The 20,321-nt window shown below is 39.4% G+C and carries 14 protein-coding genes; 9 read left to right on the forward strand and 5 right to left on the reverse strand.

The window, feature by feature from the left end:
* Nucleotides 1-93: 93 nt before the first annotated feature.
* Nucleotides 94-306, reverse strand: a complete 213-nt coding sequence (locus CL181_RS01595; RefSeq protein WP_097297493.1) for a hypothetical protein — start codon at nt 304-306, stop codon at nt 94-96.
* A 1,384-nt stretch (nt 307-1,690) separates the two neighbouring features.
* Between CL181_RS01595 and CL181_RS01605 the strand changes: the two genes are divergently transcribed.
* Together CL181_RS01605 and CL181_RS01610 are read left to right on the forward strand one after the other, a co-directional pair.
* Complete coding sequence (locus CL181_RS01605; RefSeq protein WP_097297495.1) at nt 1,691-2,272, forward strand: hypothetical protein; 582 nt, start codon at nt 1,691-1,693, stop codon at nt 2,270-2,272.
* The gene (locus CL181_RS01610) at nt 2,265-3,059 is read left to right on the forward strand and encodes a hypothetical protein (protein ID WP_097297496.1); all 795 of its coding nucleotides are present in this window, start codon (nt 2,265-2,267) and stop codon (nt 3,057-3,059) included. Before CL181_RS01605 ends, CL181_RS01610 begins: the two co-directional genes overlap by 8 nt.
* A gap of 32 nt (nt 3,060-3,091) precedes the next feature.
* Here the strand turns inward: CL181_RS01610 and CL181_RS19995 are convergent, their stop codons facing one another.
* The 3 genes from CL181_RS19995 to CL181_RS20000 are packed head-to-tail and all read right to left on the reverse strand — an operon-like array spanning nt 3,092 to nt 3,854.
* A complete protein-coding gene (locus CL181_RS19995; RefSeq protein WP_176505005.1) occupies nt 3,092-3,241 on the reverse strand; it encodes a hypothetical protein in 150 nt (49 codons plus the stop codon).
* Nucleotides 3,225-3,683 (reverse strand): hypothetical protein, encoded by a 459-nt coding sequence (locus tag CL181_RS01615; protein ID WP_097297497.1) that lies wholly within the window; start codon nt 3,681-3,683, stop codon nt 3,225-3,227. Before CL181_RS01615 ends, CL181_RS19995 begins: the two co-directional genes overlap by 17 nt.
* Nucleotides 3,684-3,710: 27 nt before the next feature.
* On the reverse strand, nt 3,711-3,854 hold the full coding sequence (locus CL181_RS20000; protein ID WP_176505006.1) for a hypothetical protein: 144 nt from the start codon (nt 3,852-3,854) through the stop codon (nt 3,711-3,713).
* 188 nt (nt 3,855-4,042) lie between these two features.
* Between CL181_RS20000 and CL181_RS01620 the strand changes: the two genes are divergently transcribed.
* The 4 genes from CL181_RS01620 to CL181_RS01640 all read left to right on the forward strand — a co-directional run bounded on the left by CL181_RS01620 (nt 4,043) and on the right by CL181_RS01640 (nt 7,249).
* The gene (locus CL181_RS01620) at nt 4,043-5,371 is read left to right on the forward strand and encodes a hypothetical protein (RefSeq protein WP_176505007.1); all 1,329 of its coding nucleotides are present in this window, start codon (nt 4,043-4,045) and stop codon (nt 5,369-5,371) included.
* Between the two features lie 2 nt (nt 5,372-5,373).
* On the forward strand, nt 5,374-5,988 hold the full coding sequence (locus CL181_RS01625; RefSeq protein ID WP_141398755.1) for a hypothetical protein: 615 nt from the start codon (nt 5,374-5,376) through the stop codon (nt 5,986-5,988).
* A 267-nt stretch (nt 5,989-6,255) separates the two neighbouring features.
* Nucleotides 6,256-6,477: a hypothetical protein gene (locus tag CL181_RS01635; RefSeq protein WP_097297501.1), complete on the forward strand. Its 222-nt coding sequence runs from the start codon at nt 6,256-6,258 to the stop codon at nt 6,475-6,477.
* 358 nt (nt 6,478-6,835) lie between these two features.
* Nucleotides 6,836-7,249 (forward strand): VOC family protein, encoded by a 414-nt coding sequence (locus CL181_RS01640; RefSeq protein WP_097297502.1) that lies wholly within the window; start codon nt 6,836-6,838, stop codon nt 7,247-7,249.
* 95 nt (nt 7,250-7,344) lie between these two features.
* Here the strand turns inward: CL181_RS01640 and CL181_RS20005 are convergent, their stop codons facing one another.
* Complete coding sequence (locus CL181_RS20005) at nt 7,345-7,542, reverse strand: PIN domain-containing protein (RefSeq protein WP_338140453.1); 198 nt, start codon at nt 7,540-7,542, stop codon at nt 7,345-7,347.
* 403 nt (nt 7,543-7,945) lie between these two features.
* Between CL181_RS20005 and CL181_RS01645 the strand changes: the two genes are divergently transcribed.
* The 3 genes from CL181_RS01645 (at nt 7,946) to CL181_RS01655 (ending at nt 20,189) form a co-directional block, all read left to right on the forward strand.
* Nucleotides 7,946-10,858: a helicase-related protein gene (locus CL181_RS01645; protein WP_217993059.1), complete on the forward strand. Its 2,913-nt coding sequence runs from the start codon at nt 7,946-7,948 to the stop codon at nt 10,856-10,858.
* Entirely contained in the window at nt 10,824-14,834 is a 4,011-nt protein-coding gene (locus CL181_RS01650) for an Eco57I restriction-modification methylase domain-containing protein (protein ID WP_141398756.1), read from the forward strand. Before CL181_RS01645 ends, CL181_RS01650 begins: the two co-directional genes overlap by 35 nt.
* 132 nt (nt 14,835-14,966) lie before the next feature.
* Complete coding sequence (locus tag CL181_RS01655; protein ID WP_097297504.1) at nt 14,967-20,189, forward strand: DEAD/DEAH box helicase; 5,223 nt, start codon at nt 14,967-14,969, stop codon at nt 20,187-20,189.
* Nucleotides 20,190-20,321 lie beyond the last annotated feature (132 nt).

The raw sequence follows: 20,321 nt of genomic DNA on the forward strand, positions 1-20,321 counted from the left end.
TATAAAACGCAAAATGCCATTTGCGTTGCGCATTAAAGGATCAGTAGCCAATCTTTAAATTATCTTGCCCTGAACTGTTGCAGCTTTTTTTGTTTATGTGCATCCACCACACCTACTACAATCTCCTACACAGCCTCCAAGGACATCATCTTCTTCACCATCTTCTCGTTTTTTCAATCTGCTGAGTTTTCTTTTCTTTTCAGTAATTATAGCGTCAATGTTGTTCCATTCTATACTACCTGATTTGTAATGTTCTTTTACTTTTTCAATTTCTATGATTTCCTCTTCAAGTTCTCTTATTGACATTATTAATTCTCCATTCTGTACTACCTGACCTACATTGTTCTTTGTTAAAAAATAATCTCTACTATTGGTAATCCTTAATTCTGACCGCCGTGAGACTCCCTTAACCACTTAAAAATATCAAAAAGACTCATAATGTTCAATATAAATCTAAGCCGACTCTTCACTAACCAAGGTCATCGTGATGGAAATCTACAAGGCGCAAGCAAGATGGGGAAAGGAACCGCAAGCCTCCTCATTCAGCCAATAACCTCCGTCATTCGTTTGAACTTCTCAGATTGCAGCTTTTTAGCCAACTCCAGCTTCTGCTGTATGGGCATTCGCGCAAGTTCTCCACTGACTATTCAGGTTCAGGCTACCCTTCGTCGTGCAAACCTCGGTGCTCTGGTCATCACATTCTGGTTATAGCCTGCCTCAGTGTAGTCCTGCACGAATGCATAGGGAAGCAGAGCGTATGACAGGGTTGCGTACCCGTTTGCAGAAGTAATCGAGAATTCTCCGCTGCTTGCCCGTAGAGGTCGAGACTCCCCCAGCCTCTTTGTATTCCTGTTCCGGATATGTGACCTCCTCTAACGCGCTCTCCCCCTGCACACGATTACCCTCCGTCTGGGGCTTGAAGATTTGCCCCTTCGGGGTGTCTGCGGACATCCGCTGCGGCGGACAAACCATCAAAGCCCCAGCCGGTTTCCACAAGAACGTGTGCGGGTTGAGGCGGCGTCTCTGTCTCCCTGCTGGAGGTTATTATGGAAAGCAAAGAAAGACGAGTAGAATGTCCTGAATGCAAAGAGTTGATGCCTGCTCTGCTGTTGAATGATTTGAACAAATGTGATAATTGTGGCTGCCCAGCTCACCTTTTCGACCGGGATTAATTTTTTTTTGAGGTCGGATAAATCACATCACTCTTTTTGCGATGTGTTTTTTCTCCTGGAAATAGCATTGATAGCTGTGATTCATGGTTGCCTTGTTGTCCGTACGCTCCAATCACCGCATCCTTCGCTCACTCCGCTTCGCTGCGTTCACTCAGGCACGGCTGCTGCCTTGCGGTCATTGTCGCTGCTGTCCTGGCGACAGTCCTGCGCCGGGTGCTCGGACAGTCGCCGGTATCGGTGGCATGTTTCTTTCAGCTGCAAGTTGTTTCTTTATATGGGAGCATGCTGAATTGGCTAGAGTAACGGAGATTTACTCGCCATGGTCTTAATTGGCAGCAGTTGATGGTGCGGGAAAGACGGGAATGTGATACAACTGGTGATGGGGATGGAAGGGATTGGTTTTATGGCGACTGTGAAAAAGTTGTTGAATTACATGATTTATGAATGTAAAGTATATAAGTAACCTCAATTAACTATATAGTTAATATATATAAACACATAAAGTTACATTCACAATCATGCGCGGAAAAGTAAGAGATAGAATACTAAGAGTTCTCACAAACAATCCAACCGGTGATATGAGCAAATACGAGATCGCCAGGCAGGCTGGCGCTACATACCCCTGGGTGCGTGAGTTTCTCTTAAAACTCGAAGGGCTCGGAGTGATAAAAGGTACAGAAGTCTTAAGTTACTCTGCCCTATTGCGTTTCTGGCAGGCATTTTATATCCAACCTAAATATAGGGAGTATATGGTCAAAGAGCCGTTGAAGCTTCTCAAAAACAGTAAATTACCCTATGCATTGACCACATACCAGGCAGAAAATCTCATCCAGAATTATTTGTTTCCAAGCAGGATAGATGTTTATATAAAAGAAGACGACTGGAAACAGTGGCATGATATGATCACAAAAAAAGGACTGGTAGGTAAGGGAAATATGAGGTTATTACTTGCGGATGAGCATGTTTTTTATAAGGCCTTTGAAAAGAATGGGTTGAAAATAGTTTCTACGCCTCAGTTGATCATTGACCTGATGATTGAGGGGGGCGTATGTGTTGAGGCTGCAGAACTGCTTATTAAGAAGGTTATGAAAGATGTATGAACCGTATGAAATAGATATTTCTTATAAATACCTTAAAACAGTGGTAGACAGACTTGAAGAACCAATTTGTTTGATAGGGGGATGGGCAGTTTTCCATAATGTAAATAAGAATTTTAAGAAAGCAACAGGCAGAGATTACATAGGGTCAAGGGACATTGACCTTGGATTTCATTTTGAGAAGGATTGGAGCGAGAAAGATCTGCATGAGTCGACATTTGCTAAATCTCTTCAAATTATTGAGAAAGATCTTGGGTTCATGCCAGTAGGATTCAGATACTTAAAGGAGTTTCACATAGAAACCGAACAAGAACTGAACAAAGAGGAAGCGAAAACAACGCCACAGCATTTCGTATTTCCTTTATATATAGACCCGGTTGTTGACATCATTCATCCAAAATTTTATGATGTTTTTCATTTTAACCCGGTCGATGAACCACTGATTGAAATGGTTTTCAGAAATAAAGCCAATAGGACGATAGAAAAATCATTCGGAAGAAATCTCTGGCTTCCAAAACCCCATGTTTTGTTAGCCACAAAATTAAACTCGGTAATCGGTCGGGATAAAGAACACAAAAGATTGAAAGACATTGCTGATATTTTCGCTTTGCTATGGTTTACTGATGTTGAAATTCTGGATATTAAATCAAACCTGCTTGAGTTCTATGATGGGGGGAAGATCAAAAAGATCATTGGCTCTATTTCAAAACAAGAGATCATAAATGTCGCATCTATTATTGGTTTTAGCTACGAGGAAATTGAAAGAATTTTATTGGAAATCACAAGATAAACAAGAAACTAACAAGATCAAACAGCTTTCTTTCATTGTGATCTTCCTGATTTGTATCCATCAATAAAAGGCAGCAGAAGCCAGAAATGCATATTCAGGTTTTCCGAAGAACTCACCGTCAGGATAAGTAGCCAGCTCATACTTTTCATTGCTATAGTTAAAGCATCAATATGTATCTTCATGCCATTCGGGAAAATTTTCCATCACAAATTTATCCATTTCTTTAAGATTCCTGGGATCAGTATTTCCCTTTCTCCACTCCTCAATGACCTGTTTGAGATTTTTATGATTGTCATATTGCCCCCAATCAAATAAATCGTTCATGCGTTCATTTTCAAACTTATAAATCCCTTTCAATATCCCCATGCATTGAATTGTTGCTGAATCATCCCTTGAATTATTTTGATACTCCCTGAGAACATCAAGATAAGACTCTATAACGTCGTCATACATCCTGGATGCCTGTTCTTCTGGATCAACATCTTTCTGTTGTATTTCTTCCACTTCCTCCCAGTCGCTCTCAACGTCAAGGCTATCCAGATCATCGAAAACAGATTCTGCAATTTCATCCAGTACTTGCGTGATAACTGATTTTTCATAGGAAGAAAATATGTTTTTGGTCATGGTTTCTTTGTTTGTATTATCTATTCATTAGAACATTTCACTGAATTTCTTTTCTTTCGTATAAACGCTATTTTCTGGCTTGTGTCCACATTTTTCATCGATCATATCTGCTGAAAGTTCTTCTATTATCCCTTCAAGCAGCATGCAATAGCCTGGAACCTTTCTGCCCATTTGAGTCACCCCTTTTAAAATCCGTTAATCTGGTCTGGCCAAATGGGATATTCAATCCACATCAACGTTGTTTAAGATTAAATCTTGGTTTTAATATACGAGATGAAAACTGAAGATAAAAACTAATTTTAACTTTTATATATTATATGTGCAATAATTTAAATACATAGCCGCAGTATCGAATTTTTGTGAAAAAACTAATGTATAAAAAAAGAATTGCAACTATGAATTATCAGAAGGTATTGTATTCAATAATATTGGTATTTTTAGTTACTTCCGTAGCCGGAGCGGAATCCGGTAAAGTCGTCGTAAACGACACCCAGGAAAAAAATTATACTCATGTTTACACATTTGGGAACGGGAACGATTGGGCTACCGAATATAACGTATTATTCGATAAACTATATTTTGATACTTCTTCCTGGGATCATCTGGCAGCTCTAACCATTAATTTAACGAATCTATATTCGTTCCCTCCCAGGGATTATACAACTTCCTTTACGATAAGGTCCGGCGGTTCTGGCGGTGGAGTTGTATCTTTTTCTCGTCTCAATAACAAAGTTCATTGGGCTTTTAATGATAATGCCGTAATTACATCTACAGATATCGTTTTATCATATGACACAAATATATTTACAAATCTGGATCGCATAAACAATTTAGTTCAATACTATAAGGATTGCAGTCCTGATACGAATGAGTCTGCTTTTGTACGTGTTGAGGAAGGGGGCTGTTATATCGGAAGCGATGACGATTATGGCGGCTCATACGACGCAACCTATGAAACATCAGTATCGAAGAGTTCAACTATTCCTTATGTTGTTACTTACTCATCAAACTCTACAAAAACATATTTTAATTTCACATACAGTAAACCCGATGTATTATACCATGTAATTATTCAGGATTCATCAAAGAAGCCCTATTATGATGAAATGGGTTTTACCTCCGGAACCACCGTATCTGTTGTCAGGGAATATGGAAAAGGGATCTACTTCAATGTAACCTCATTACAGGAGGAGAACCAGGTCATAACAATAAATGCAACTGAAGAGTCACAGCAAACCCCATCGATTGGCGCGCCGAATATAACCAGTTTCAGCCCCACTACTTCCACAGTAAAAAATACTGTGGGTGAAAAAAGGACATTTGGTATCACAACAGATCAGAATGCAAATTATATATGGTCTCTCAATAATGCATTAGTTCAGACCGACAACAGCGTAACCCAGGCGAACTATGTCAACGCCAGCGCATCACCTGGCACATGGATCGTAACTTCAATTGTCAATAATGCAAAAGGCAGTGCCATACAAACATGGGTGTGGGTTGTTGAACCTGCAAGTGCGCCTGATATTCTTGCATATTACAGAGGACTTGGTGATGATCCCGGCACAGTGGAGTATGCTGACATTCAACAAGCAATAGATGACTGGATAAGCAAAACAGTACCAGCTGGATATGCGCATTCAATAACCTACCAGGAGCTTCTAACTTTAATTTATCAATGGTTATAATTATGAAAAAGAAAAACATTGTATTGACTTTATCTTTGCTGATAATCGTTATTTTCAGCGGATGCATTGCAGGTAATGAGACATTATCCAATACTGATCAAATCAGAAAGGATGTTTATTCCAGCAAAACGCTCATGTTTGAAATGAAGCTTCCCGCAGGATGGAAAGATGATGCGATGTGGAATTTACCTTATGGCGGTGTAGTAAATTTTGTTAATGACAAATATCCCTGGTGGCCGTCGGGTGATGATGGCTCCATAAGGCTTGATCTGCAAAAGTACGGCACTCTTTCTATAGTCCAGGTGAGTATGGATACACAATTAGTCCCTATCGGGTACACTCTGGCGTATGCACGTTCACAGGAATTGAAACGAGAAGAAGGCATTACCTATGAGGGAGAGACAAAACTCGGTGGAGAAAAGGCATGGGAGATCATCAGGAAATACAGGACTGTCGGGGACTTATACCAGCGAGATATACATGTTATTCACGGAAACAGGTTGTATGTATTACGTTTCAAGGTCATCAGCACCGATGCAGAAAAACGGGATAATGTTACTGCTGAACTTGGACATAATTTCAATGAGATTTTTGAATCGTTTAAGTTCATAGATTGACTGCGCCGGGGTCTTGATGACCCCAGACCCTGATGCTAGAGGAATAAACCGGCGAGAATATGGTATCTGGACATTCATCCAGAGTCAGGGATTGTGCTTGCGCAGGAACAGACAAAATACTGAAAATTTACTTTCTGGATACCACATCTGGGAGCAATGTAAGTAGCCTGAAATTAAATAAAGCACAATTGCCTGTAATAGAATTATATACATATTTATTCAAGTTAGCGATACTTGAATATATGAATAACATAGATATAACATACGATGCCGATAATATTCAGTGATGAAGACCTGATGTATCTTGACAAAGATCAGGATGAAAAATTGCGATCTATAAGGCAGACAATTGATGCCATAAAAGCGAAAGGCAACACAACACTTTATAAAAAATGCGGTCACATGATGCAATATTTCACAGTTGGAAATGCAAAGCTTCTCCAATGTGTTTTCTGCGGAAATAGAGTTGCTGAGATGATCGAATTATAAAACCTTAGTCTGAGTATGTCATAATGATAATCATTTTTTAACGAAATAGGTATATTAGTTTTGATGGTTATTGTTAAGTGTGAGCAGGCAATTAGCTTCATATCACTCCACTTACCATCCTATCCATCGCCTGCTCTATCCTATTAGCATTGAATAGATTAACTTATATAATTTTCCAGTAGAAATAAAGGGGTTTATTTCTTCCTCCATTTATTCAACCGTTCAAATCTTACCTGTTCAATCGCTTTCTTTCTTTCTTTCAGTCTCAAGCTTGTTAATGATCTCCTCAAAAGATTATCAAATGTAAAATATTTAATATTCTAAAGGCGTTCTGAAAAAGCAGCAGGGAGGAAAAACAATGATTAAAAAAATCGACCATATTGGGATTATGACAAATGACTTAGATCAGTCAGTGGGATTCTATACTGATGTGCTTGGCTTTTCTATTTTCAGCAGGATAGAGATGGCAGAGGCTGGATTATCAGCAGTTTTCGTAGAAAAGGATGGAAGTAAAATAGAACTCATGAAGTATAGAGGCAAAAATGTTCCAGAGCATTCTGAGGGTGTTAAACTCAAAATGGGAGAGGGTTCAATCCCGATAAATGACCATATCACTTTTTCCGTGGATGATATTGAAGCTACAGTATCTCAATTTAAGGAGAAGGGGGTTGTATTTCATTTAGAGCCAATACAACTGGAGGGAGGTATGAAACTTGCCTCATTTAAAGACCCGAATGAGGTGCTGATAGAACTGGTAGAACATCCTCAGTAATAGAGATTTCAATACCCATAGAACCGTTCAGCTTATTTATAAGCTGACTATTATTGAAGGTAACAGCCGGGGACTCATTAATGCGATCTTGTAGTTCATCTTCCAAGGATTTCAAGTATCTGCTTTGGAGTCACGATTTTTATCCCCCGGAATTCCTTAACATCAAGAAGATGTTTGTTGCCTGAAACCAGATAATCTACCTCACCTTCAACAGCACACTCCAATATCCTGTCATCTGCAGGATCCTTAACAATAACGTTCAAAGTGAACGCCTGGTTCAGGTTTTGTGAAATGTTTTACAAGGGGACAGTTAGAGGTCTGCATAAAGGGAGATATTTTTCAATCTGTATAATATAAGCTTAGTTTTATTGTTTTGGTGAGTGGGGTGAAACTATTCGTTATTTTGTTGAATCATTGTACAGATTTTCGAAATTACTTTTTACTCTTTCATCTTACTGCTCTGGGGTATGCGATCCCAGACTTTGATATTAGAAGAATAAACCCACATGAATACGGTGTCTTGACATTTCGTCCAGAGTCTGGGAGTGAATCACAAAAGTATCACACCTTTGTTTATGTACATGTGATTAGGCATTACAACGTATAAAAAATAATAGTTAAATGATAAAAAACTGCAAAATTGACCGATAAAAAATCAAATCAAAATGATGTAAAGTTCATGGGAATGTGTTTAGTTTGAAAAATGATACAATACCGCATACACCTGATAACTTCGAAACTATTAGACAAAATAATAATCAATTTCTCAGCCCTGGTTCCATAATTAAAAACCATTCCAGATTATGGCGGGTTGATGAAGTTTCTGATGATGTTCTGACCGCAACAAGTATTGACGGTGGAAATACAATACATCGCAGATTTCTAATCCCATTAGAAGATATAAAACCAGGGAATCTTGAAGCCCCAAATCCAGAAATAATAGGCAACATCTCGGCTCAAGATTTGATGTTAAGAGCCTTTAAACTCAGTATGCTTCATGGAACTGCTCCCCTTATGAGTCTTCAAAGAAGCCGTGTAATTCCAACTCAATACCAGCTTGTTCCTGTTGTAATGTCCCTTGAAATGCCAAAAGTAAGGATGCTTATAGCAGATGATGTTGGTCTTGGAAAAACCATAGAAGCAGGGCTTATCATTACAGAATTGCTCGGAAGGCAGCAGGCAACAAGGTTATTGGTTATCTGCCCTGCAAATCTACGTGAGCAATGGCAAGAAGCTCTGGAGCATTTCTTTCACATTGATGCTAAAATAATCTCCACGCGGCATCGCCGTGAAATGGAGAGATTACTTCCGCCCGGCACTAATCCTTGGGAATACTATCCTTTTCTGATAACTTCATTGGATTATGCCAAAATGCCCCAAATAAAAGTCCAGATATTGGAGCTGAATTGGGACATAGTTTTGATTGATGAAGCTCATAATGTTGCAAAGCCCCATCAGGCATCTGCCGAACAGAAAATCAAGATGGATCGCTGGGAGCTTGCTGAAGCAATTTCCAAAATAGCAAAGCATTTGCTACTCCTTACTGCAACTCCACACAATGGGTATACAGATACATATGCAAGTCTCATCCGAATGCTTAATGTGGACGCAGTTTCGGGACTGCCTCATGAACCTATAATTAACAGAGACATTGCTAAGTCATATATTTGTCAGCGTAGGCGGAAAGATGTTGAAGATTGGTTCAAGAAATCATCAACTGAAAAGAGTCCTTTTCCTGAAAGAGATCAGAATGAAATTTACCGCCCTTTATCAGATGCACAGCGAATATCCATAGAAAAAGTTGATGAACTCGGTAATTACATTCTTAATGTTGCTGAAAAGGAAAGTGCATACAGAAGAAGGCTTGCTAGATGGGTGGTCATGCATTTCCATAAACGTTCACTGAGTTCTCCCCGTGCATTGGTGCTTTCACTTGAAAATAGATTGAGAAAATATGAGGAAAAAAAGAAGATATATGAGGAAGGAGAAGAGGACAGTGCTGGTATAACTGAGGATGATGCAAGAGCAAATGTTTTAGATCATGATACAGGCGAGAAAACCACAGACGAAGAAACAGGATCTCGATCTGAGCGAATAACTTTTGGAGACAAAGCTGCTCAAGAAAGGGAAGTAGCACTTTTGAAAGAGGTTCTTGAGTATGCCAGAAAAGTAACTCCGGCTAAGGATAATAAACTTCAGGACTTGCTTGAAAACCAGCTTCGTGAGAGACTTAAGACGTATCCAAGAGTGATAATATTTACCCGATATAAGGATACACTGGATTATCTTGAGGGCAATATAAAAAATTCATCCCGCTACAGAGATATTCCGATTATTACAATAGATGGCTCTTTGAATGAATTGCAAAGAAAAGAGAAATTCAAAGATTTCGAATCTTCGAAAACGGCCATTTTGATTGCTACGGATTGTATTTCTGAAGGTATTAATCTTCAGGCTGCATGCAATCAATTAATTCACTATGAACTTCCATGGAACCCGAATAGATTAGAGCAAAGAAACGGTAGAATAGATAGATACGGGCAGAAAGAATCGAAAGTTTATATTCGGACTCTGGTAATGAAAGATACCCTTGAGGCAGCGATTTTAAAGATTCTTGTCCAAAAGGCAGACCAAATACGGAAAGATTATGGCTTTTCTCCTCCATTTTTTGGTGATGATGTTTCTGTTCTGGATTTAATCAGGGAAAAGGGACTTCAGGTCAATGTAGGCCAGAGGACTCTTGATGATTTCTATCAAGCTGTGGAGGTGAAAAAGGGAAGTGCAAATCCCTTCTCAGATGAATCAATTCAAAAAATCAAAAGTGAAAGCTTCTATGGAAAGACTGAAATAGATTTAGTGGAAGTCCAACAGAAACTTAAGGAAACAGAAAGGGCAATCGGCAGCAGCGAACAGATAGAACATTTTGTCAGGAGCTCTCTGAATAAGCTAAACTGCACTCTAATTGAAAAGTCTTCTGAAATATTTAACATTGAAATTACAGATAATCGCCTCAAAACTAGATTTGGCAATAAGATTGAAAATGCAACATTCAATCCAAAATGTGCTTTTGTTGATCCATCTCTTGAAGTGATTGATCTGGGACATTCTCTTGTCCGCCAGTTGACAGAACTGGTGAAACAGTCAACATTTGTTGATTCCTCTAGCTATGGAAGAACGGCTACAATGAAAACAGATGCCGTAAAGCAAACTACTGCGCTGTATAACGTTATAGCGCGGTATGTAGTGCAAACCAGACCTGTTTCCATTATTGAAGAGATTATCCCGATAGCTGTAGTGCTTTATGGAGAAAATGTGTTTTCAAGAGATGAGAAAGATAAACTCATTTCAGCAAAACCAATTTCAGATAATAGAACCGCCAGAGAAAAGATTGAGGATCTTAAGGAAGCTCTCGGAAGATGTGATCTAACAGATATAATTTTACGAAAATTGAAAGAGCGGCTCATTGAGATCTCCAGAGAACGAAAAACAATAAAAGAGCGTCTTGAGAAAAATGGAACACAGGATTGGCTGTCGGGTTTGGATAATCTCACTCTTGGCTCTAATGACTTACTGAGTGTTACATTATATTATCCTGCTCAGGTGGGGTGATAACATTCGCAAAGACCCACTGGCTAATATAAATTCACGTGGGGGATTAATTTCATCAGATTTTCTCAAGTCATTGAGGCAGGAGAATTTCAATAATCCCTATATCAGACCTGAGACATTCTCTGTTCCAGGCGAGCCACCTCTGACCCAAAAGCAGCTTAATGAGCAGATGATTTCAGCGTGGCAAGAGCTTTTAGAGCGCTGGGATGAATTTTCTTTCAATGTGCAAAATAAGGATACTACAGAAGCTAGAAAAAAATGGATTCTTCCAATCTTACGGATTCTAGGATTTAAACCAGTGTATCAGCCACAGGATATTGTAATTTCTGAAGATAAACGGCTCAAGTTCAATATTTTATACCGAGGTTTCCCTGAAGAGCGCGATCCAATGATCCATGCAGTCTCCCCTTCAGAGGATCTTGATGTGCGGAATGGTAATGATAGAAATGAGAAAAGTCCGCATGACACCCTCCAGATTTTTCTTAATGTAGATAAAAAGAGCCAGTGGGGATTACTTACTAATGGTATACTCCTGCGGATTTTAAGGGATTTCTATCATACATCCACAAAGGGATATGTGGAATTTGACCTTGAGAATATCTTCACCGAGAGAAGTTTTTCAGATTTCCGTGCACTCTATCGCATGGTTCATGCCAGCCGTTTCTCTAAAAATGGGGATAATACTATAATTCTGGAACATTTTTATAAAGAAAGCTGCGCAGCAGGAGTCAAGGTCGGCGAGGATCTGCGAGGTAATGTTAAACTAGCAATTGAAACCCTTGGCAACGGCTTTCTAACCGAAGATCTCGTACAGCGTATGATTTCTGATGAAAAATTCTGCAAAGAATATTATGAAGAACTGCTGACATTGACTTATCGTATCCTATTTTTGTTATTCGAAGAACAGAGAGGCATACTGCCAAGCCGCGATTCCCTGTACGCCGAGGAATACAGCATTACAAGTCTCAGGGAACGGGCTGAGAATTTCAAAATCAATGATAAGTATGCAGATATATGGTATGGATTAAAGGTTACTTTCAAAATATTAAAGAAGGGATATCAGAAGCTCAATGTGTTTCCATATAACGGCAGCCTATTTGATGATGATAGGCTGAAAACCCTTTCAGCACTTGAGTGCAAAAATGAAGACCTTCTTACTGCCGTTCATTATTTAACTTGGATTGAAAAAGACAAGGTTCTCCAGCGTATTAGCTACCTCGATCTTGGTGTTGAGGAGATTGGTTCAATCTATGAGAGCCTACTAGATTTGATTCCAAGTGTTCTAGCTCAGGATGGGGAAGTTGATGGAAAGCCTATTCGTGCCAAGACATTTTTTCTTGACTCAAGAGGTACAGCCAGAAAAACAACTGGCAGCTATTACACAGATAAGCGTCTTGTAGATGAGCTTATCAAGAGCGCCCTGATTCCAGTGGCACAGGAAAAAATATACTCTGGGAAGACATCTCTGGAGAAAGAAAAGGCGCTTTTATCACTTCGGGTCTGCGATCCAGCATGTGGTAGTGGAGCCTTCCTGATAGCAGCCACAATGTATCTGGGGAAAGAGCTTGCCCAGATACGTACTGGTACTGAATACCCATCAGATAAAGAGGAGCAGCGTGCAAGGCGCGAAATCCTGCAGCACTGCATCTACGGGGTGGACTTAAACCCGATGGCTGTAGAACTTGCCAAGGTATCACTCTGGATTAATGCGGTTGTAGAGGATATGCCTCTGAACTTCCTCGATCACCACATCAAATGTGGCAACAGTCTTATTGGAACGACGCCTACACTTTTGAGTAAGGGCATACCAGATACAGCATTCACTCCTGTAGAGGGAGATGATAAAGCGGTTGCAAAAGAGATCATTAATATTAACAAGAAGCAAAAGAAAAGCCAGAGCCTTGCAGAATGGGAAACCAGGGAGGAAGATAAAAAATACATAGAAAAGTTCAACAAATTGAATGATCTTCCAGAAGATAATCCAGAGGATGTAGAAAATAAGAAAATTTGCTATAACCGGCTTATGAACAGCTACCTCTCCAATAGTCGGAAACTCATTGCTGATACCTGGACAGCTGCATTTTTCTGGCCCCTAACTAAGGAGACCAGAGATGCTCCTACTGATGGGTTTTTGCGAATGTTACGCGAGAGCGGAGAGAGCGCAGTGGATAAGAATATTCTAAATCGGGTGAAAGCACTGGCGCAGGAGTATAAGTTCTTCCACTGGTATCTTGAGTTCCCGGATGTCTTCCAGCGGGAGAGTTTTGGGTTTGACTGCGTGTTGGGAAACCCGCCGTGGGAGATCGTCAAGCCCAATTCACAGGAATTCTTCAGTTTAAAAGACCCGGAATTTCGGAGTTATACAAAACAGAAAGCAAAGAAAGTAATGGATGAGTTACGCGAGAACAAGAAGATCGATGATGCTTGGAAAAAATACGAGCGGATTATCAATAAGCAGAGCCTATTTTATAGAGAATCAAATAGTTTTCCAAACCTTGGACGGGGAGATATTAATACATTCAAATTATTCCTTGAACAATTCTTTAAGATCTTAAAAATAGATGCTCGCTTTGGAATACTTGTACCTTCTGGAATATATACTGACCAAGGTTGCTTACAGCTAAGGAAGCTCTTCTTTGATAATTCACAGATACAGTCTCTCTACTGCTTTGAGAACAAACTTGGGATATTTCCTATACATAGAAGTTTCAAATTCGTTCTATTTGTAACAAAGAAAGGCGGTGGGACCGATACTTTCAAAACTGCCTTCATGCTCCACGATCCAGATATCCTACCAAGCCTTGAGAAAGATGCGTTACGTATGAGTGTCGATTCTGTGAAGAAGTTCTCACCCGATACTCTTTCGATAATGGAGTTCAAATCCCAACACGACATTGACCTGGCTGTAAAGATTTACGGTGAACATCCATTTCTTGGAGAGTGTGTTGAGGGAGCATGGAATGTGAAGTTTACAAGAGAATTTGATATGACCAACGATAACCATTTGTTTAAAACAAAAGAAAAACTTGAGGAAGAGAGAGCTATTCCTAGATCAAATGGTATTCAATGGATCGGAAAGCGAGGTGAAAGAAATTTACCTTTATGTTTTGGCGAACATTTTTGGTTTGGCATGTTTCATAAAGAGATGATTTCACTTTGGATTGAAGAGCAACAAGGTGAAATGAAATATTATAGAAACGAAAAATTTGATCCTGACTATTTGAAATATAGGTGTGGGGTAAGAAGAATAGCTGCAAATACAAATGAGCGGACACTCGTTACCGGAATAATTCCGAAGGCTTTTTTTTGCACTTATGGTATGGAAACTATTACTGAATTTGAAAGGGGCAAGCGCATAGAAAATTTCTTAAATAAATATGAAAACATCTATTTATTTTCAATTCTATCATCTTTCGTTCTTGATTATATTTTGAGACAAAAAGGTGGAATGACATCTGTACCTATATCATATCTTAATGAACTTCCTATCCCCCGCTTCACCTCCGGCAACTGGTATTTTGACCAACTTGTCCCTCGCGCTGCTCGCCTCATCTGCATCACCGAGGAGTTCGCAGACCTCTGGAATGAGGTTTACTGTCCTGAATGGAACCTCTTATCAGTCAAGGATGGAGGCACAAGTATACTTGAAGACTGGAGCAAACTCACGCCCGTATGGAATAAAGAGTGCGGTGCCTACGGATGGAATAAGACAAAGCACGATACCGGGGATAGGGCGCAGCTTCGATGCGAGATAGATGCATTAGTGGCTCATTTGTATGGATTGAATAAAGAGGAGTTTGAGCATATTCTTTCTACTTTCCCGATTGTGAAAGAGAAATCTCCAAGATTGATTGAGGGTACTATAAAAGAATTTGATCGATTTGAAAGCATTAAAAGAGGGTCAGCTGATAAAGAAGAATTTGTTGAGCTATTATCTATAGGAAAAAGAGGTGCCCTTATAAAAAATCGAGGTTGAAATTTCTTATTTGATAAGAATCTATTTTTTCAATATTAACATGAACATTATGAACTGACACACAATAATATTTAAGTCCGAATAAGAATATCTAAAGTATAATTATCATGATCATTATATCGAGACTTAAACATGATGAACCCATTTGAAGCTTTGGAATATGTGCAGGATATCTACAAAACCTATGTATTTACTTTTCAGAAATTCAAAAATCCAACAATCCAGAACTGGGTTCATGACAGAATAGGGGAAGGGACCCTTCTCTGGAAAGAGCCATTTATCCAGCTTAACCGAAGGTTCGAGAAGGGAGATACTCTTCAGGAATTGATCTATAGGGGGTTACTTCATCCAGGAGTTCTCAAAGTCTTCACAAAGAAAGCTGGTGACAGGAATGCTGAACCTGTCTCTCCTTATAAACATCAGAGCGATGCGATCCGCTCGATCCTTGCCGATGGAGAAAATACTGTAGTTACAACTGGCACAAGCTCAGGCAAGAGCTTCACATTTTATATGCCAATAGTAAGCGAATGCCTGAAGATGAAAGATGCGGGGCTTTCGGGAATAAAAGCAATCATTGTTTATCCGATGAACGCACTTGCCAATTCCCAGTACGAAGACATGGCAAACCGCCTCCAGAATTCGGGATTGAGAATTACATTATACACAGGCGATACAAAGAACAGCCTGGATGAGGCAAAATCCACTTTTCTTGAGACAACAGGTAGAAAAGAACCCTGGGATAGCGAAGTTCTATCGCGCCATGAGATTCAGAGCAATCCACCGGATATTCTTTTGACTAACTATGTCATGCTTGAGCTTCTTCTAACAAGGTTTGAAGACCGCGCACTTTTCCCGCCTGAACACAAGGGAAGATTGAAATTTCTTGTACTTGACGAAGTGCATACATATTCAGGGAAAAAAGGAGCAGATGTTGCCTGCCTCATCCGGAGGCTGAAACAGCATACAGGTACAATTGGAACATTGCGATGCATCGGAACAAGCGCTACAGTCCAGAGTGCAGAGGGCGAGGATGCCAGAGAGTTGATTGCAGAGTTTGCAAAAGATCTTTTTAGTGAAACTTTCACGAAAGAACATATTATTGGCGAAACCTACGTGCCTATAAATGAAGTGTCTCCTGATACTTTGCCGCCAAATATCCTTGTTACCGATAAGATGCTGAAGGAATTTGATGGATCGGTTGATAAAGCCGCGGTATTGGTCGGTGCATTAATCGCAAGAACCCTTACCCCGGCAGAAACCACATCTGAAGGTTTAGGGATTCTCCTTGGAAATCAAGCTACAATTCATTTTATCGAAAAAGCCCTGTCGGATAACACAAAAACAAAAAAAGACCTTGCAGAGATTTATCAGAAACAATATAGACCTGCAACAGATCTACGCTCGTGCATAAGAGAGATTGAAGCTGCTATACTGGCAGGATCAGTAGCAACAATAAATATTCTTGGAGTCCAGCAACCCAGATTTGTACCCAAGCTTCATACCTTCTTCTCACAGGGAAGAACCATCACAAGCTGTTTGACAGACAGCGGTCCTCACCTTAATGATCGAGGAGAAATCACCTGTCCGGAATGCGCCAAGAGCCAGAAAATAAAATATACATTCCCGCTTCTTTTTTGCAGGGCATGTGGGCAGGAATTCTACAGCGTTTCCATATCAGAAGATGGAGTAGTCATGCCGAGAGATATTGATACTCCAGATACAGAAGGGCAAAATGTCTATCTATATCCTGGGATTCATAATGAAGCAGCAGTTCATTTCCCTGAGGAATGGGTAACTGAAAAAGGAGTTCTGAAAACAAAGCTTGCCGAGCTTGAGCCTAAAGCAGTCATTTATTGCCCGGACTGTAATAAGGTGGATTCAAATTGCACATGCAAAGATAAGAGAAAGATCTCCTCAATCCCATCCCCTTTCCAGTTCTGTCCATCCTGCGGCGTTCACTATGATAAAAGGCCGCGAGAATTCAACAAGCTTTTTTCCTTCGGTACGGTGGGGCGCAGCACTGGAACTGATATAATTGTTTCAGGCATGTTGACAAGACTTCCTGCAGATGAAAAAAAGATAATCGCATTCAGTGATAACAGACAGGATACAGCTCTACAGGCTGCCCACATGAATAATCTTCAAAAAAGAATACATTTCCGCAGGGGTATCTATCGTGCTCTTCTTGAAGGAAATTATATTGAAGGTCAGAGTGGGGTGGATATATCAGATGTTGGATTAAAGGTTTTCAAAATAAATGAAAAGTACAATGTTATGCCGGAATATTCAAGAGAAAAAGGCAGATTCCGTAAAAATACTTCTGCTGATGACCATTATATTCGTTATCTCCATCATAGTATGATCTCAGACATGTCCGCATCAACCCGGCGAAATCAACAAAACCTTGAAGATGTGGGTCTTTTGAAAGTTATATACAATGGGCTGGATAAACTTGCAGCTGCAAATGATATATGGTCAAAAGTACCTGCAATGAACGCTGTATCAGAGAACATTAGATATGATTATTTGACTGGATTCTTAGACATATTCAGAAAACAAATGGCGATTCAGGATGAGTCTTTAACTAATCCAGTAAATTTTAAATTCGAACATATAGATAAGCTCAATGAAAACTGTCTTTTTGACATAAATCCATATGGAGGAAAACCAATTGGCTTCAGTGATGATGCTTCTACAAAAGGAAGAGATGCAAGAGTTCTTCGACTGACATCTTCAAAGAGCAGATTGGTTCAGTGGACAAAGAGAGCTTTAGGACTTGAAGTCGAAGAGTCTAAAAATGTTGTAAAAGAAATTGTCAGAATATTATCCAGTGAAGAGGCAGGATACTTAGTAGAACACACAGTAAAAAATGTGGGAAAAATTTACATGGTTCCATCAAAAGGTACGATAATTATTCAGGGGATAAAAAACACACAGCAAAAGGTCTGTCCAAAATGCGGCAATGTTTTCCACTTTAATGAATTAAATATATGCACCGGTTCAAGCTGCGGTCAGCTTAGAACAGACGATTTTTCAAAGAATTATTTCAGGAAAGTTTATACTCAGGACTTTAATGAATCAACAAGAATCGAGGCAGGAGAACACAGTGGTCAAATCGATGGAATAACGAGAAAGAAGATTGAAGCTGACTTTAGAAGTAAGAACAGTTCACTCAATGCTTTGATCTGTACTCCTACGATGGAACTGGGCATCGACATAGGTGATTTATCTGCTATATATATGCGAAATGTGCCTCCATCTCCAAGCAATTATGCTCAAAGAGCTGGTAGAGCTGGTCGAAAGAACCAGCCTGCAATAGTATCAACCTTCTGTGGCGTTGGAACTATGCGCGGACCTCACGATCAATATTTCTACCGGTATCCTGAAAAAATCATATCTGGTAAGATCAGTCCACCGCGGTTCTTGCTTGATAACCGTCCACTTATAATTTCCCACATTAATTCTCTTGTACTTGAGACCATCCAGACAAGATTACCGATCAGACCCTCCGAAATTTTGAATATTGAGGAAGGTGGATTCCCGTTTTTTGAGAATTTGAAAGAAGAATTTGAAGACAAAATCGAACAGAGCAGAATCAACATAATTACTGCTGTACAAGATGCATTTAAGAGTGAAATATCAACATTTGAATGGTTTAATGATGAGTTCATTGGTAAGGAAATTGATAATTTCATAGAAAAGTTAGATAAAGCCTTTGAATACTGGAGAAGAGAGTATGGTAATCTGTTTCATGAAGTCCAAGACATAAATTATAAAGCACAAAGATCATCACCAAATAAAGAAACGCAAGATCGCAGGAAAGCGATAGAGGCTAAACTTGAGAATATGCGCAGAGGTGAAAAGGAATTCTACACGTATCGTTATCTTGGTACTCAGGGCTTCTTACCAAACTATGGTTTTCCAAGTTCCAGTACAGTCCTTTCATTTTATACCAGTGATGATGAAATTCAAAGAGATAAAGTTCTTGCAATAAGAGAATTTGCTCCCGGTAATAGCATATATTTTAAAAATAACCGCTATCTTGTATCCTTTGCAAGGCCCAGAACTGAAAAACAAAGACCTATAAGAGAAAAATTAATCATTTGTTCGAAATGTAATACTGCCCTTCTAGGTGAACATGCAAATCAGGCAAGTGCCTGCCCAAGATGTGGAAATTCATTTGTTGGACTTCATCCCAACCCGAATGCAATGCAGATGCCAGATATGCTCGCTATTTCACCGCATAGAATTACAAGTGATGAAGAAGAACGGATGAGGTTAGGGTATGCTGTTTCAACGCATTATGAAATGGGAGACAAGATTAACAGATTTTCTGTATCATCAAAGGAAGGAGTTTCTTTTGAAATAGAATATGAACACAATGGAAAAATCATAACTATTAATAAGGGAACACGAAAAAGTCAACAAGATGGTCAAGATACAGGTTTTATACTTTGCTCTGTCTGCAATAGATGGCTTTTCGGAGAAGACAGAATCAATGATCATATCAAAGAAGATTCTCAGAGACCTTGTCCAAAAAATGCTACTGAAGATGATATAATAAAAAATATAAATCTTTATACTGATGGAATCCATGATGTAGCTGCATTGAATATTCCTCTCCCTGCTGATATTGACCAGAGCGTCAGCGAAAGTTTCTATGTCACATTAAAGGAGAGTATCCTTCAGGGAATCCAAGTTACACTCAATGTAGATGAAAATGAGATTGATGGCATAATAATTCCAAATCCAGCACATGAGTATGAATTTTCAATAATTTTGTATGAAACCGCGCAAGGGGGAATAGGGGCAATAAAGGCACTGACAGATCAAAATCGTTTCAATGAAATAATCAAGAGGACGCTTGAATTGTTACATGATATAGAGCCTGAAAGAGATGGGTGTGACAGGGCTTGTTATGAATGTCTGCTTAATTTTTATAACCAGATCGAACATGAAAAAATGGATCGGCATCTTGTGATTCCCTTCCTGAGAAAATTAACAAACGCATCCATTCAACCATTGAGCATCAGTAAGTCTGGAAAAACTCTTGACGAATTTCTGAACAAATGCCAATCAAATTTCGAACGTAATGTGCTTAAGGAGATTCAAAAAAGAAACATTAACTTACCTGATGAAGCTCAGAAGATAATATCGGATAAAGATATACCGATAGCATCGGCAGATTTCTTCTATAAACCTAATATAGTTGTTTTCATTGATGGAAGTCCGCATGAAAAAGATTATGTGCAAAAAGCTGATGAGGAAAAGCGCCGGAAGTTGAAGGCGGTTGGTTATAGGGTTATTTCGATTAAGAAAATGGATGATGTTGAGGGATTAAGGGAAATCGTTTAGGATTATAGATTAATTATAGTCCCCTGCTGTCTGGCAGCGCATTTCTATTCCTTGATAAATTCTTTCAAGCTTCTTTTCGGCACAACGTACACGGAATCTAATCACAAGCTCCCAAACTGATCCTCGCGGGCA

It is taken from the genome of Candidatus Methanoperedens sp. BLZ2, from assembly GCF_002487355.1.
Lineage (GTDB): Archaea > Halobacteriota > Methanosarcinia > Methanosarcinales > Methanoperedenaceae > Methanoperedens.